The organism is Spongiactinospora rosea, from assembly GCF_003315795.1.
GTDB lineage: Bacteria > Actinomycetota > Actinomycetes > Streptosporangiales > Streptosporangiaceae > Spongiactinospora > Spongiactinospora rosea.
Map to the genome: position 1 here is coordinate 135,237 of NZ_QMEY01000012.1, position 14,508 is coordinate 149,744.

Genomic DNA, 14,508 nt, shown 5'->3' on the forward strand with positions numbered 1-14,508 from the left:
ATAAGACTGCGTTTCGTAGTCATGCGTTGCAGGTGGGACGCGTGTCTACATTGTGTACCCACACGGCAAGGTGATCTCCGCTACGGGTCCGGGCGAGGCCCGGGCGGAAGGTGAGGCGGCATGAGCGCTGTCGAGCAGGTTGCCACCCACGGCTACCTGGACCGCTACGACGAAGCGCTCGCCCGTGACCCGGTGGCCGCGATCGGCCTGGTCCAGGGATGGATGCGGACCGACTGGCGCGCCCTGTTCGCCGAGTTGCGGGCACGGCGGCCGGTGTTCGCCACCCCGGCCTTCACGGTGATCACCCGCTATGCCGACGTCATCGAGGTGCTGTCGCACGAGACCGTCTTCACCGTCCGGGCGTTCGGCCCGCGCCTGGAGGCCGCGCTGGGCGGGCCGTTCATGCTCAGCAGAGACGCCACCGCGATGAACCGGCACGACAAGGGCCTGATGCGGGTCATGCTGCCGCACGGCGACGTGGCGCGGGTGCGCGCGCTGGCGGGCCGCCTCGCCGACGAGGCGCTGGACCGCTCCTGGCCGCACGGCCGGATCGAGGCGGTGCACGGCCTGTTCCGCCCGGTCGCGCTCGGCGTGTGCGACGAGTACTTCGGGCTGCCGGGCCCCGACGCCGCCACCCTGTCCCGCTGGACCCGCGCGATCATCGCCGACGGCTTCGCCAACTACCAGGGCGACCCCGAGGTCCGGGCCGCCGGGGTGGGCGCGGGCGCGGAGCTGATGGCCTACCTGCGGGAGCGGATCGCCGCCCGCAGGGCCGATGCAGGCGGGGCGGAGGGCCGCGACGACGTCTTCGACCGGCTCCTGGCCACCACGCTGCCCGAGGCGGTCGCCACCTCCGACGAGCGGGTCGCGGTCAACATGGCCGGGCTGCCCCTCGGGTTCGCCGAGAGCGCGCCCGGCGCGATGGCCGAGGCCCTGGGACAGCTCCTGTTGCGGCCGGAGGTGCTGGCCGAGGCCGTGCGGGCGGCGGCCGACCCCGACACCACGCGCTTCGACGACCTGGTGTGGGAGGCGCTGCGCTTCAACCCGTTCTTCAAGCTGCTGCCGCGCGTGTGCGAGCGGGATCACGTACTCGCGGCCGGCACGCCCCGCCGCACGTTGATCAAGGCGGGCACGTTCGTGATGGCCGCGCCCGCGTCCGCCATGTTCGACGCCGAGGTGGTCCCCGACCCCGACGAGTTCCGGCCCGGCCGTCCCGGGCACCACCACCTGTTCTTCGGGCACGGGCACCATGCCTGCCTGGGCGCGCATCCCGCCAGGGCGATCATCTGCGAGACGCTGCGCCGCCTGCTGCGCAGGCCGGGGGTGGGCCCGCTGCCGCCGCCCGAGGGGGAGATCGTCCGCGCGCACGCGATCTTCCCCGACCGTTTCACGATCGCGCTCGCCCCCGGCGAGGACGCGTGAGCACCGCCCGCCGCATCGCCGTGGACGGCCTGGGCAACCGGCTGAAGTACCGGGCGCTGACCGGTGGCCGGCCGTTCTGGGACCTGGTCCAGTCCGTCCGGCCGCTGCGCCGCCGGGTCAACGCCGTGCTGATCGACCGGGCGGTCCGTGAGATGCCGCCGCGCCCGGAGCCGCTGAGCACGATGTCCGACTACACCTCGTGGGCGTCGCTGACCGACCGCACCTACCAAGGCAGGCACCTGCCCCCGGTGGTCGCCGACGAGAGCGCGCGGCCCACGCCCGAGCAGGCCGCCGACCTGTTCGCGCGGGGTGACACGATGGTGCCCTGCCCGCGTTCCACGGTGCTGTTCGCGTACTTCGCGCAGTGGTTCACCGACGGGTTCCTGCGCGGCGAGTCCACCGAGCCCCGCGACCCCCGCAAGAACACCTCCAACCACCACATCGACCTCAACCAGCTCTACGGGCTCAACGCGCGGGCGACCGCCGCGTTACGCGCCTACGAGGGCGGGCGGCTGAAGAGCCAGGTCGTCAATGGCGGGGAGTTCCCGCCCTACCTGTGCGAGAACGGCGTGATCAAGCCGGAGTTCGCCGCGCTCTCGGTGGTCCACTTCGACCGGCTCCCCGCCGAGCGGCGCGACACGCTGTTCGCGCTGGGCAGCGACCGCGGCAACACCCAGATCGGCTTCACCATGCTGACCGTGCTGTTCCTGCGCGAGCACAACAGGGTGGCCGCCGGGCTCGCCGCCCGCAATCCCGGCTGGGACGACGAGCGCCTGTTCCAGACCGCCCGCAACGTCCTGATCGCGATGCTGGCCAGGCTGGTGGTCGAGGAGTACGTCAACCACATCACCCCCTACCACTTCCGGTTCACGCTCGACCCGAAGCTGTCCACGTCGCTGGCGCACGCGCCCTGGTTCCGGGAGAACTGGGCGTCGGTGGAGTTCAACCTCGTGTACCGCTGGCACAGCCTGATCCCCTCCCACCTGGTGGTCGGCGGCGCCGACCTGCCGCTCGCGCACACGCTGTTCGGCAGCGCGCTGCTGCCGGGTCCGGGGCTGGGCAGGGTCTTGGAGGAGGCGTCCCGGCAGCGCGCGGGCCGGATCGGCCTGTTCAACACCGACCCGGCGCTGCGCGACGTCGATGTGGCGAGCATGGCGGAGTCGCGGGCGGTCGGCCTGGCCCCCTACAACCGCTACCGGCGGCACTGCCGCTTCCCGAGGGTCCGCCGCTTCGAGCACGTCAACGCCGACCGCAAGGTCAGCGACGCGTTACGCGACCTCTATCGTGGGGTCGACGACCTCGACCTTTACGTCGGCCTGTTCGCCGAGGAGCCGGGCTCGCCGGACGCCATCCTGCCGCCGCTGCTGACCAAGATCATCGCGGTGGACGCGTTCTCCGAGGTACTGACCAACCCGCTGCTGGCCCCGCGCGTGTTCAACGCCGCCACCTTCTCCCCGTACGGCCTGCGGGTCATCGCCACCACGCGCACGCTCGCCGACGTGCTCGCCCGTAACGCCCCCGAAGACCCGCAGCCCCGTTTCATCAGCATGACCAGGCAGGCCGCCCCGTGACCGCGGAGGAGGGCGCGCTGCTCCGCGCGGCGGCGCGCGAGCTGGTGGAGGTCGCGGTCACGATCCAGGAGGCCGCGGTACACGCCACCGAGGCGCTGGCCGACGGCGCCTCGCCCGCGCTGCTCGCGCGGGCCCCGGCGGCGGGCGTCCGGGCCGAACAGGCGCTGACCCGGGCCGTCATCGACCCCCGCGGGCTGGGCTACTCCCCCGCGGGCGGCCGGCTGGCCACGCTGGCGGCCCGGCTGGGCACGCTGGCCGGGGCGGAGAGCCTGGCCGTGCGGGTGCTGGCCTCCTCGCTGCGGCTGCGGATCGCCGCCGTCGCCCTCGACCACCCCGAGCTGAGCGCCGATCCCATCCTGACCCGGCTGATCGAGGCCGCCGCCGCGGACCGCGACATCGAGGCCGTGCGCGCGATGCGGGCGCTGGTCAGGGATCGCGGCGTGGTACGCGCGCTGAGCGCCCTGGCCCCGATACTCGGCGAGGTGCTGGCGCTGCGCGCGCTGCTGGACGAGAACCCGCTCAACGACGCCACCGCCTGGCTGATCGCGACCGGCAAGGGCTACGCCACCGCCGATCCGCTGCTCGGGCTGAGCAACCGGGTCGTCGCCGCGCTGGACCGGGGGGCGGGGGCCGCGCGCCGGGCCGAGCCGTCCGCCGGGGAGGCGGCGCTGCTGGGCACCCGCGGGTCCCTGCTCGACTTCCTCGGCAACATCGGCGTGCTGAGCAACACCGGGCGGGCGCTGATCCAGAGTGTCGAGGGCCCGGACGGCGTGGTCCGGCACGTCGTCCACGCCCCCGGGATCCGCGCGCGCTCGGTGGACGACGACTCGCCGCAGGACATCCTCGGCGCGTTCAGCAGTTCGGTACTGAACAGCAGCCCGTACACCCGGGCGCTGGCGGGCGCGATCGGCGACTACGGCATCCCCGAGGGCGCGGAGGTCGCCCTGATCGGGCACAGCGCGGGCGGCGCGGCCGTGCTCAACCTCGCCCACGACCCGGCGTTCTGCGCCCGGCACACGGTCACGCACGTGGTGGCGGTGGGGTCGCCGATCGACTTCAAGACGCCCGCCGACCCGCGCACCTGGGTGGCGAGCGTCACCAACCAGCACGACATCATTCCGACGCTGGACGGGCAGGGCGCGGGGGCGTGCGCCGACCTGCACCCCGACTGGTACGTGGTGGACTACACCGATCCCACCCACCTGTTCCCGGTGTGCCACAGCATCGAGCACTATCTCGGCAACCTCACCAACGACCTGCCCGAGGCCCGCGACCACATCGACGCGCGGCTCGCGCCCTACCGGGGGCCGGTCGTCCGGGCGCAGACCTACCTGCTGCTGGACGAGGCCACCGGGGCCGGGGAGTTCCCGTTCCTCAGCGTGCCTACCTACCCGCTGAGTCCAGTGGGCCCACTGGGCCCGCTCGGCCTGCCGGGCGAGCCGGTCGAACCGGTCGAACCGGTCGAGGCGCCGGTCCGGTCCCGGGACGGCGGCGCGGTGACGGCCTGGTTCGCCGCCGACGCCGCCATCGCCGCGCGCCTGGCCGGGGAGTCAGGGGCGGGCCCGCTGGTCCTGGCCGCGGGGCGGGCGCTGGTCGCGGTACACGCGGCGGTCCACCGGCGCAGCGGGCTCGGCGACTTCCGGGAGTTCCAGGTGGGAATCGTGGTGGCGGGGCCAGGGCACGGCGGCTTCCTCGGGGGGTGGCCCGACCTGCTACGGCCGGGGGCCGCGCTGCGGCGTTCCGGCGACCTCTCGGCGGCGCACGTCATCGACGCCGAGCCGGGGGTGGCCGGGCGGGCCGCGGCGGCGGGGCTGTGGGGCGGCGAGCCGTACGACGTCCCGGTGGACTTCCGGCTCGGGCGGGGGGCCGCGCACGTCGCGGTCGGCGGCCCGGGTGAGCGGGTGGCGACCCTGCGCGGGACGCTCGGCCCGCACCTGCCGGTCCCGGACCGCGACCTGGTGAGTTACGTCCGTGACGGCGAGCGCGTCCTGCGCCGCTGCGTACGCGCCCACGGCCGGGCACGGCTGCACCCCGCGCCGGGGCTGCGGCTCACCGCGGGCCCGTCGGCCCATCCGCTCGCCCGCCTGCTGCGCGACCTCGGCCTGGACGGCGCCCGCCCCCTCCTGTGCCTGTCCTCCCCCACCCGCCGCACCCTCCACGACCCCGCCGTCCCCCTGCCGTACTGAACGGAGTCCCATGCGACCACTCGAAACATCGGCGCCGGGTGGCGCCGCGCATGAGCGGGTTCTCGCGCATGCGGAGGTGCTGCGGGGTGATGTCCGGGCGCTCGGGGAGTGCGCCGAGCGGTTGCGGGCGGTGCAGGAGCGGCTCGCCGCGAGCGGCCTGGCGCCGCGGTGGCTGGGCGAGTCGGTGGCCGCCCATCTGGCCGCGTGCGCGGTGGCCGCCGCCGACCTCGACGCCGCCGCCCTGCGCCTCACCGCCTACGCGGCCCGCCTGGCGCGGGAACACCGCGACCACCGGACATGACGGCAATCATGTGCGAGTGATGACTTTGTGGACTGTCCCGGCCGGGATCCGATCCAACATGCTTGGTGACCATGAAGAGGCTGTCACGCACCACACAGTTGATCGTGGCACTCGGCGTCGCGGCGATGTCGCTGCACGCCGTACCGGCCGCCGCGAGTACCGGTCCCGAGCTGGACCGCAAGGCGCTCCAGCGGTCGGTCAGCGCCGTTCATGAGGCCGGCATGTACGGCATCTACTCCGAGGTCCGCGATGGGCGGGAGACCTGGGCGGGCGCCGCCGGGGTCGCCGACGTCGAGACCCGCAGGCCCGTCCACCCCCGGATGGAACACCGGGCCGGCAGCATCACCAAGTCGTTCGTCGCGGTGGCCCTGCTCCAGCAGGCCGAACGCGGCACGGTCGATCTCGACGCGCCCGTGGCCCGCTACCTCCCCGGCGTCCTGCCCGCCGACCGGGCCGGCAAGACCACCGTCCGGATGCTGCTGAACCACACCAGCCACCTCGGCGACTACGTCGCCGGGGCCTTCCCCTCCCTGCTCGAAGGTTCGCCCAAGAGCCTCGACGACAACCGGTTCCGCACCATCACCCCACAGGAACTGGTCGGTTTCGGGCTGTCGCGGCCCGTGACCGGCGCGCCGGGGGACCTGCCCGGCAGATACGCCAACATCAACTACATCCTCGCCGGGATGCTGCTGGCCAAGGTGACCGGTCAGCCCGCCGAGAAGTACATCACCCGCCACGTGATCCGCCCCGCGGGCCTGAAGCACACGTACTTCCCACGCTCGCCGTACATCAAGGGCCCGCACTCCAAGGCGTACGAGTCGCTGTTCGGCCTGATCGACCCGCCGCGCGACTACAGCGTCTACGACATGTCCTGGGGCGGCATGGCCGGGGCCGTCGTCTCCACGATGGACGACCTCAACCGCTTCTACCGGGCGCTGGCCACCGGGCGGCTGATCGGCGCGGCGCGGCTCGCCGAGATGCGCCAGACCGTCCCGGTGCAGGCCGGCGGGCTCCCAGCGTTCGGCTACGGCCTCGGACTCTTCTCGGTCGATGCGCCGTGCGGCCGGTTCTGGGGTCACGACGGTTCGGTCTTCGGCATGCTGACCATATCGCTGACCAGCGAGGACGGCAGGCGTCAGGTGTCCCTCGGGCTGAACCTCAGCAAGTATCAGAAGATCGGCGAGGACGGCCTGCCGATCCCGCATCCGGCGGACGAGGCCTTGAACCGCCACCTGCTGCAGGGGCTGTGCGGCACCTCCGCACCGCAGGCCAAGACCACCACGCCCGCGTTCCCGCTCTTCCCGACCCAGGACGTCCTGGTCAAGCGGGCGTCCTCCTGACCCTCCCGACATGACGGCGACCGCCCGGCCGGTGGATTCCGGCCGGGCGGTGGGCGTTCGGAGGGTCAGTTGCCGTAGGCGGCGAAGCGGTTCCAGAAGCCGCAGTTGTGCTGCTCGCCGATCTCCCTGGTGAGCTGGCTGTCACCGGCGGGAGCGAGCGACATCACGGCAGGGTCGTGGCGGCTGAAGGGCTTCCACAGCGGGGTGCCGTCCACGGTCGGGTTGCCGGTGTGCGCGAACCCGGTCCACTGGGCGACGATCTGCGCGGCGAACGCCTGCTGGTTGGCGGTGAGCTGGGCGCCGGCCGGCGGGGACAGGAACTGGTTGAGCACGACGTGGAAGGCGCCGTTCGGCTTGGTCTTGTCCAGGAAGCTGGCGGGCGGGGCGTCAGAGTTGTCGGTCTGGTAGGCGAACACCTTCAGGTGCCGCGACATCCGCTGGTGGTTCAGCAGCGAGGGGCAGACGGAGTTGGAGTCGGCCACGATCGTCCGGTAGGCGATGAAGTGGGAAGGCGTGGGGAAGCGCTTCATCGGGTAGAGGGCGAACACCTGCGGAGCCCACTTGCCGTACTGCTCCTTGACCAGCCGCTCGTAGTCCTCGGGGGTGTTGGCGGAGGCGAGCTGCACCTCGTCGCGGTCCACGCCGTGCATCAGCGTGACGTCGTTGACCCGGCCGATGGCGAACGCCTTGGCGGGCGACATGGTCAGGGTCTTGCCGTCCACGATCGGGGCGATGGTGCCCTTGTCCGGGCCGAGGCCGTCGCCGGACTGGTCGAGCAGCTTGGCGGCCGGGACGGCGCGCAGGCACTCGGCGGCCTTGCGGGGGTCGGTGCAGCCGAGCGCGGCGGCGAACCGCTGCCCGGTCCGGTGCGCCTCCTTGGCGGTGGGCAGTTCGGACTTACAGTCCTGTGCCTGCCAGGAGGTGTTGTTGCCGAAGAGGGAGTTGTACTCGCCGCTCTGCGCGATGCCCTTGTGGAACAGCCCGCGCGCGGTGGGCGACACGGCGTTGGCGCAGACGCTGGACCCACCGGCCGAGGCGCCGAAGATCGTCACATTGCCCGGGTCGCCGCCGAAGGCCGCGATGTTGCGCTGGATCCAGCGCAGCGCGGCCTGCTGGTCCTGGATGGCGTAGTTGCCGGAGTTCTTGCCGAGGTCCTCGTGCGCGAGGTAGCCGAAGATGCCGAGCCGGTACCGCACCTCCACCGCGACCACGTTGCCGGTGCGTACCAGGTGGCTGCCGTCCGCCGGGCGGCCGAACCGGAAACCGCCGCCGTGGATCTGGACCATCACCGGCAGCTTCCGCGCATCGGCCCTGGCCGGTGCCCGGACGTTCACGCTCAGGCAGTCCTCATTGGTGGAGCCCGCGCCCAGTCCGTCGGACTGCGGGCAGTTCGGGCCCTGCTCGGTGGCCTGGAGCACGCCGTTCCACCGCGCGTGGGGTTCCGGCGGGGCCCAGCGCAGGTCGCCGGACGGCGCGGCCGCGTAGCGGATGCCCAGCCAGGAGTTGACGCCGTCCGCGGTGGTGCCGCAGACCTCGCCCTTGTCGGTGCGTATCGTGGTGCCGGGCGCGCACCCGGGCGCGGCCTGCGCGTCGGCGGGGGCCTCCGCGGGGGTCTCGGTGGAGGTCAGGGGGTCGGTGGGCGGGGCGGGTTCGGCTAGTGACGGGGCGGTGGTGAGCGTCAGGGCGGTCACGGTCGCCGCGGCGGTCACCGCCACGCCGAACCAACGGATTCTGTAGGATTTCACACGGCCTCCCTTGCGTGGTGCTCCCCCGTGGCCCGTGATCTCCGTCCGCGAAAACGTGGTACGCAGAGGTCCTGATCACGGACACGCTGACCATAAATTGCGTTATGGGCACCCGGATAGCGGTCACGGACGCGCACATCGGTCAACGGTCGCTTGGCAGCGGTCACCCGACCTTCCGTGTCGCCGAACGGGCGGGTGAGTGCGGCGGGTGGTCGCGGGGCCGTTACAGGAGGGGGCGGGGAAAGACCGCCGGAATCCTTCCCCGCCGGATTTCGCGGCTATTCGGCCGCCGATCTCGACGCCCTGCGGAACTCGATGATCTGTAACTCGACGTCCTGGTCCAATGAACGTCGTTCGGCGTGCACGAGGACCATCTCCAGGTCGCACTCCTTGGCCAGCCTGGTCAGCAGCGCGGTGTTCCCGACGTCGGAGAAGCCGAGCAGCAGCCGCCCGCCGGGGTTCAGGCGGGCCGGTCCTTCGCGCAGGTACCGCTCGTGCGCGCGGTAGCCGGGGTCGAAGAACGCGAGGTGCAGGCCGGTGTCGTCGATGAAGCCGGGTGGGGCGTCCACGAAGTTGGAGTTCCAGTAGATCGCGTCGAAGGTCTCGCCCCGGCCGAGCCCGTCGAAGAGATCGCCGCGCAGGACGCGGACCCGGTCGGCGACGCCGTGCCGTAACGCGTTACGGCGGGCGTTCTCCACGGCGAACGCGTTGATGTCCACGGCGGTGACCGCCCGGCACCCGGACAGCGCGGCGGTAACCGCCGTTACCCCCGCGCCGCACCCCATTTCCAGGAAGGTTCCGCCGGCTGGATATTCCAGCCATGTGGTGAAGAGCCCGGTAGCCGGTGTGCAGGCCGGTGAGAATACATTCGGCAGCAGCTCCCACTGCCGATCCAGCAGGGTGAACACCGTCGGGCGGTCGGTGTCCTCGGCGTTTTTCCGGTGCAGGTACTCGCCCCGGGCGATACCGCGTGCATTCATGATCGACCTCGATTCTCGCCGGAATTCCCGTTCTCGCGAGTATCGCAGCCCTTTATGAACGCGCAGACTCTCGGCCCTGTATAAAGGCGACGCCGGGGCGGCCCGGTGAAATGATCAATGAATCGGCATTGCGGGCGGTGCGGTGGGGCGGGCGCGCGTTATCGCCGCCGGGCCACCCCGCCCCATGCGTCGACCGGCACCGACGGGCCGAAAGGACTGGGGTCGGGCCGCCATTCCTGGAGTTGCACCACACCGGGATCGATCGGTTCCAGGCCGTCCAGGAAACGGGCGATCTGCTCAGGCGTGCGCAGGTGGTAAGGGAGCGATCCCGTCTCGTTGTACCGGCGGATCGCCTCGACGTATCCGGGGTCGGTGTCGGTGCCGTCGTAAATGGCGAGAAAGCCGCCCGGCGGCAGGGCCGCCGTCAGGCGGTCCACGATCGAGCGGGCGGCGTCGTCGCCGGGGCCAGTGATCGGGAGGTGCCCGAGCACGCCCATCAGCATGATCGCGACGGGCCGGTCGAAGTCGAGTTTGGTCCTCGCGACGCGCACGATCGTGTCGGGGTCGTTGAGGTCGGCCTCGATGTAGTCGGTGCTGCCCCGGGGCCCGGCGGTGAGCAGCGCGTGCGCGTGCGCGAGCACCATGGGGTCGTTGTCCACGTAGACGATGCGGGTGCGCGGATCGACGCGCTGGGCGACCTCGTGGGTGTTGTCGTGGCTGGGCAGGCCGGTGCCGATGTCCAGGAACTGGCGTACGCCCAGCTCTGCGGCCAGATGTCTCACCACGCGGGCGATGTAGTAGCGCGACACCCGGGCCATGTCGACGATCCCCGGATAGAGCCCGGCGAACACGTCGCCGGCCTCCCGATCGACCGGGAAATTGTCCTTTCCACCCATCCAGTAGTTCCAGATACGGGCGGAGTGCGGCACCGACGTGTCGATACCCGACATCAGGTCCTTCTCGGCCTCACGCCACTGGAAGACCTGCTCATCGTCGCTCACCGTAATCCCCTCGGCCGTCAGATGAGGAACTTCCGCAAGAACGCCCGGCTTTCCGGTGGCCGCAGCGCCTCGATGGCCGACCGGTTCAGCACCTGACTGAAATGATTGATGTCGGCGGCATTGTCGAGGTATAGCCCGCCGGTCAGGTGTTCGAGATAAACGACATCGGAGAACTCACTTTCCGGAAAGCGCAGCAGAACGACCGGGTCGCCCGCCGCCGCGCCGCCGGTCGCTTTCCGCGGCAGCACCTGAACGGTGATGCCGGGCCGCTCCGAACTCCGGATGAGCGAGATCACCTGGGCCCGCATGATGGCGCGGTCGATGGGCGCGCGCAGCGCGGCCTCGTCGACGATCGCCCAGAGTCTGGCGGAGTTGGGTCTGCTCAGTACGGCCCGGCGGCGCATCATCAGGTCGGCCCGGCGCGCGAGCGACCGCGCGGGCAGCGCGGGCCGATCCAGCCGGAGCGCGGCCATGGCGTACTCCCTGGTCTGGAGCAGCGCCGGGACGCGGTGCCCGCCGTAGACGCGGATGAGGTTGGCCGCCGACTCCAGGCTGAGACACGGCTCCTCCCATGCACCGACGACGTCCCGATGCCTGGCCCGCCACCAGCCCGTGGCCACGGACCGCCTGGCCATGGCCAGCGCGCCGGTCTCCCGGCGCTCGTCCTCCACTTCATGCCGGGCCCCGCCGGTCGCGTGCACCGGCACCCGGGCGGCCCGCCTGGCCGTGTCCAGCGCGGCGCCGGCCGCCTCGTGCCGGGCCTTCCACTCCCCGAGGGTGCCGATGGCCGATGGGTCCACCCCGGCATCGGCCGCGAGCACGTGCAGGACGGTGACGAACGACGCCACCCACTGCCAGCGCGGCAGCCCCCTGCGCCGCCCGGTCAGGATGTCGTGGGTCGTGGACACCCGCAGCGGCTGCACCGCCGGCCTGGGCCCGGAGAAGGGGGCCGCGCAGCGCTTGGACCTCCGCTCCAGCTCCGCGTACGTGGGCGGGCCCGCCGCGCACCGCGCCCGATTCAGCTCGGCGATGAATTCGCGGAGAGCGGGCGCGTTCTCGCCGTCGGACATGGCCTGGATCCATTCGGTCGCCTGGGGGCGGGGACGAGGCCAATGGTGTCACCACGAACCACACCACGTCCAATAAAAGGCGCAAATGCCGCCCAGAACATCCGAATTACTCATGAGCCGCGTAATCTGAAGTAATTTCATTGTTCGCGGCGGGCCGCCGTTCAGACGCCGGTCGTCACCGGTTCATCACCGGTTCGTCACCAGTTCCAGTACGAGCGCGCCTCCGACTTCCACGGCTTGGGGAAGAACTGCTGGATCACGAAGGCCATCCCCTTGCCCCGGGCGATGTGCTGGTCGCGCTCCAGCTTCTTGGTGATGGGCCCGCCGGGCTCGCCCTGGTTGTCCCACCACGACTCCCACTGCTTGATGCAGGTCTGGTTCTGCAGGTAGCGGTTGGAGCAGGGCGCGGGCGGGTGCCAGATCTGGGTGTGGCCGAAGTCGACCACCTTGCCGGACGACTGCTCGGTGATCTTCCCCCACGCCTTCAGGCAGTACGCCTGACCGGGGATGTCCCACTTCACGTAGTGCTGCCGACCGGAGGTGGCGATGGTACGGAGATTTCCGCAGCCGGCGTCGCCGATCTGCTCCTTGGTGACGCGGACCGTGTAGTACGTGCCGTTGTCCCGCCAGCCGTCCAGCATGACCCAGTCACCGGAGTGGATGAACTTCTCCGCGCTCTTCGGCGGCCACTTCTTCGGGTCGCCCCAGCTCACCTCCGACGTATCGGCCGACAGGGGCTTCCACGTCCACTGCCCCGCCGCCTGGCCATCGGCCCAGTGCTGACCGGCGCTGCGTTCCATCATCCGCGAGTACTGGCCCCAGTTCTCGGTCACCGCGGCTTGGGCCGGAGCCGTCGTCGCGGCGGTGGCCGTCACGGCCGCCAGCAACGTCGCCCCCAGGTACGCGAACTTCACGCTCACACTCCTCGATAGATCGGATGACCATGCAATCAAGGAGCACCGGCCGGTTCGCCGCGCTTCGAAGAATTGAGAACCGTCGGACGGCTCAGGGCGTGCCGCAGATGGGCCGCCACCACTCCGGCGACGGCAGCACCCAGCCCGCAAGGCCGTGATCGCTCGTGACGTACCAGTACGTGGCGCCGGAGGTGTTCTCGCGCAGCCGCACGGTGAGGATCTCGCCCCTGCGGAAGTACTCGCCGGTCTGCGCCCCCTGCGGGTCGCGCACGGACAGCGCCTGCGCGGTCACCTCGAACCGGTCGCACGGCCTCGGCGGGCCGCCGGGCCGAGAATCCTGGACCCGGTCGGCCAGCGGCACCGCCATGATGGCGAGCAGCAGCCACCACAGACCCCTCGGGCGCGGCACGCGCCCCGGCCGTGCGGCACCTCCCCCACCCTCGGGCGGCCGGGCTTCGGGCGCGGGCTCCCGGCCCGTGGCCTCGGACCGGCGGGCGGTGGCCTCCGCCTTCTGGCGGACGGCGAGGAAGGCGAGGTGGTGCCGCACCGGGATCCGCGCACGATCGAGCATCGAACGCAAGGTCTGGTCCGGCGGGATATGCCCTCTGAGATAGCGCGACCACGCACTGTCGGAAATGCCGAGTATTTCGGCCTGCTCGCGCTGGGTCCTTTTCTGGGTTACGCGCCCGAGTTGCCGGAGCAACTTCACGAGTTCTCGCCGCGCGTCCGGCGAATCAGGCCCTTCGCCGCCGGTCCCCGACCCTGGCCTCGCCGTGCCGCTCATCCCGCTCCCATCCCGTCGCTGGTGACGAAACCGCAGATGGACGCCCACACGGGAAATCCCACCCGCCTCAGATCCCCCAAGGGGGACACGGCGGATTTCCCTGACAGAAATCGTGCCCTATGCGAGCCCCCCACCGGGGGCGGAACGAAACAGAAAAAGAGCTCGATTTGACAGCGGCGCGCGAGCTAGGCGAGCGTTCCGGCCACCCCCAACGGCCCGGCGGCCGCCGGGCCGAGGCGAGGGCGGCCGGGCCGGTTCTTGTAGGGTTCGCGCATGCGGCTTGCCATCTCGATCCCACAGACCGTCGGTCCCGGCCCGTTCGACCCGGCAGCGCTGCGCGCCTACCTCGCGCGCGCCGAAGAACTCGGTTTCGAGGGCGCGTGGACGACGGAGCAGGTGATCGGGTCGCACCCGCACCTCGGCCCGCTGGAGACGCTGAGCTTCGCGGCGGCGTGCACGACCCGGATCCGCCTGGGCTGCGCCACGCTGATCAGTTCCGTGCACAGCCCGGCGCACCTGGCCAAGGCCATCGCCACCCTCGACCAGCTCAGCCAGGGGCGGCTGGACGTCGGCATCGCCATCGGCGGGCGCAGCCGGATGCTCTCGGCCTTCGGCGTGGACCCGGAGACCTTCGTGGCCCGGTTCGCCGAGGGGCTGCGGCTGATGAAGGACCTGTGGACGCTGCCCGTCATCGATTTCGAGGGGCGGTTCTGGCGGCTGCACGGCGCGGCGATGGAGCCCAAGCCGTACCAGCGTCCGCACCCGCCGATCTGGTTCGGCGGCGGGCACCCGAACGCCCTGCGGCGTGCCGTACGGCTCGGCGACGCCTTCATCGGCGCCGGGTCGGTGACGACCGCGCAGTTCACGGAGCATGTCCGGATCATCCGGGAGGCGCTCGCCGAACAGCGGCGCGACCCCGCCGACTTTCCGATCGCCAAGCGGGTCTACATCGCCGTGGACGACGACGCCGAGCGCGCCCGCACCCGGATCGCCCACGCCCTTGACGAGCACTACGGCTACGCCGGGCGGCCCGGACTGGCCCCGGTCGCGGTGGCGGGCACCCCCGGCGACTGCGTGGCCGGGCTGCGCGCGGTCGCCGAGGCGGGCGCACAGATGATCGTGCTGAACCCGCTCTTCGACGACCTTGAGCAGATGGAGCGGCTGTCCGCCGAGGTGGTACCGGAGCTGGGCTGA

At 71.6% G+C, this 14,508-nt stretch carries 12 protein-coding genes; 6 read left to right on the forward strand and 6 right to left on the reverse strand.

Going from position 1 to position 14,508, the window contains the following annotated elements:
* The first annotated feature begins 120 nt into the window (after positions 1 to 120).
* The 5 genes from DP939_RS25580 to DP939_RS25600 all read left to right on the forward strand — a co-directional run bounded on the left by DP939_RS25580 (position 121) and on the right by DP939_RS25600 (position 6,820).
* The gene (locus DP939_RS25580; RefSeq protein WP_113983321.1) at positions 121 to 1,422 is read left to right on the forward strand and encodes a cytochrome P450; all 1,302 of its coding nucleotides are present in this window, start codon (positions 121 to 123) and stop codon (positions 1,420 to 1,422) included.
* On the forward strand, positions 1,419 to 2,993 hold the full coding sequence (locus DP939_RS25585; protein ID WP_113983322.1) for a peroxidase family protein: 1,575 nt from the start codon (positions 1,419 to 1,421) through the stop codon (positions 2,991 to 2,993). Before DP939_RS25580 ends, DP939_RS25585 begins: the two co-directional genes overlap by 4 nt.
* Positions 2,990 to 5,179, forward strand: coding sequence for a hypothetical protein (locus tag DP939_RS25590; RefSeq protein ID WP_113983323.1), 2,190 nt, complete (start codon positions 2,990 to 2,992; stop codon positions 5,177 to 5,179). The genes DP939_RS25585 and DP939_RS25590 overlap by 4 nt, the downstream gene beginning before the upstream one ends.
* Before the next feature lie 10 nt (positions 5,180 to 5,189).
* Positions 5,190 to 5,480, forward strand: a complete 291-nt coding sequence (locus DP939_RS25595) for a hypothetical protein (RefSeq protein WP_113983324.1) — start codon at positions 5,190 to 5,192, stop codon at positions 5,478 to 5,480.
* Positions 5,481 to 5,551: 71 nt separating this feature from the next.
* Complete coding sequence (locus DP939_RS25600) at positions 5,552 to 6,820, forward strand: serine hydrolase domain-containing protein (RefSeq protein WP_113983418.1); 1,269 nt, start codon at positions 5,552 to 5,554, stop codon at positions 6,818 to 6,820.
* Between the two features lie 65 nt (positions 6,821 to 6,885).
* Here the strand turns inward: DP939_RS25600 and DP939_RS25605 are convergent, their stop codons facing one another.
* The 6 genes from DP939_RS25605 to DP939_RS25630 form a co-directional block, all read right to left on the reverse strand.
* The gene (locus DP939_RS25605) at positions 6,886 to 8,565 is read right to left on the reverse strand and encodes a carboxylesterase/lipase family protein (RefSeq protein ID WP_225878494.1); all 1,680 of its coding nucleotides are present in this window, start codon (positions 8,563 to 8,565) and stop codon (positions 6,886 to 6,888) included.
* A gap of 278 nt (positions 8,566 to 8,843) precedes the next feature.
* Positions 8,844 to 9,545, reverse strand: coding sequence for a methyltransferase (locus DP939_RS25610; RefSeq protein WP_113983325.1), 702 nt, complete (start codon positions 9,543 to 9,545; stop codon positions 8,844 to 8,846).
* 158 nt (positions 9,546 to 9,703) lie between these two features.
* Positions 9,704 to 10,495 carry an SAM-dependent methyltransferase gene (locus DP939_RS25615; protein WP_113983420.1) on the reverse strand — a complete coding sequence of 264 codons (792 nt, stop codon included), beginning with the start codon at positions 10,493 to 10,495 and terminating at the stop codon, positions 9,704 to 9,706.
* Positions 10,496 to 10,563: 68 nt separating this feature from the next.
* The gene (locus DP939_RS25620) at positions 10,564 to 11,616 is read right to left on the reverse strand and encodes a DUF5753 domain-containing protein (RefSeq protein WP_113983326.1); all 1,053 of its coding nucleotides are present in this window, start codon (positions 11,614 to 11,616) and stop codon (positions 10,564 to 10,566) included.
* Between the two features lie 197 nt (positions 11,617 to 11,813).
* On the reverse strand, positions 11,814 to 12,530 hold the full coding sequence (locus tag DP939_RS25625; protein ID WP_199565408.1) for a hypothetical protein: 717 nt from the start codon (positions 12,528 to 12,530) through the stop codon (positions 11,814 to 11,816).
* A gap of 91 nt (positions 12,531 to 12,621) precedes the next feature.
* The gene (locus DP939_RS25630; RefSeq protein ID WP_113983327.1) at positions 12,622 to 13,101 is read right to left on the reverse strand and encodes an SH3 domain-containing protein; all 480 of its coding nucleotides are present in this window, start codon (positions 13,099 to 13,101) and stop codon (positions 12,622 to 12,624) included.
* 486 nt (positions 13,102 to 13,587) lie between these two features.
* On the opposite strand from DP939_RS25630, the gene DP939_RS25635 reads away from it, so the two are divergent.
* Entirely contained in the window at positions 13,588 to 14,508 is a 921-nt protein-coding gene (locus tag DP939_RS25635) for an LLM class flavin-dependent oxidoreductase (protein ID WP_113983328.1), read from the forward strand.

What these genes read in the sequence shown, in the direction of transcription:
- DP939_RS25595 (WP_113983324.1), top strand. Translation starts at nt 5,190, where the DNA reads ATGCGACCACTCGAAACATCGGCGCCGGGTGGCGCCGCGCATGAGCGG.
- DP939_RS25615 (WP_113983420.1), bottom strand. Translation starts at nt 10,495, where the DNA reads ATGTCGGGTATCGACACGTCGGTGCCGCACTCCGCCCGTATCTGGAAC.
- DP939_RS25635 (WP_113983328.1), top strand. Translation starts at nt 13,588, where the DNA reads ATGCGGCTTGCCATCTCGATCCCACAGACCGTCGGTCCCGGCCCGTTC.
- DP939_RS25610 (WP_113983325.1), bottom strand. Translation starts at nt 9,545, where the DNA reads ATGAATGCACGCGGTATCGCCCGGGGCGAGTACCTGCACCGGAAAAAC.
- DP939_RS25600 (WP_113983418.1), top strand. Translation starts at nt 5,552, where the DNA reads ATGAAGAGGCTGTCACGCACCACACAGTTGATCGTGGCACTCGGCGTC.
- DP939_RS25580 (WP_113983321.1), top strand. Translation starts at nt 121, where the DNA reads ATGAGCGCTGTCGAGCAGGTTGCCACCCACGGCTACCTGGACCGCTAC.
- DP939_RS25620 (WP_113983326.1), bottom strand. Translation starts at nt 11,616, where the DNA reads ATGTCCGACGGCGAGAACGCGCCCGCTCTCCGCGAATTCATCGCCGAG.
- DP939_RS25630 (WP_113983327.1), bottom strand. Translation starts at nt 13,101, where the DNA reads ATGCTCGATCGTGCGCGGATCCCGGTGCGGCACCACCTCGCCTTCCTC.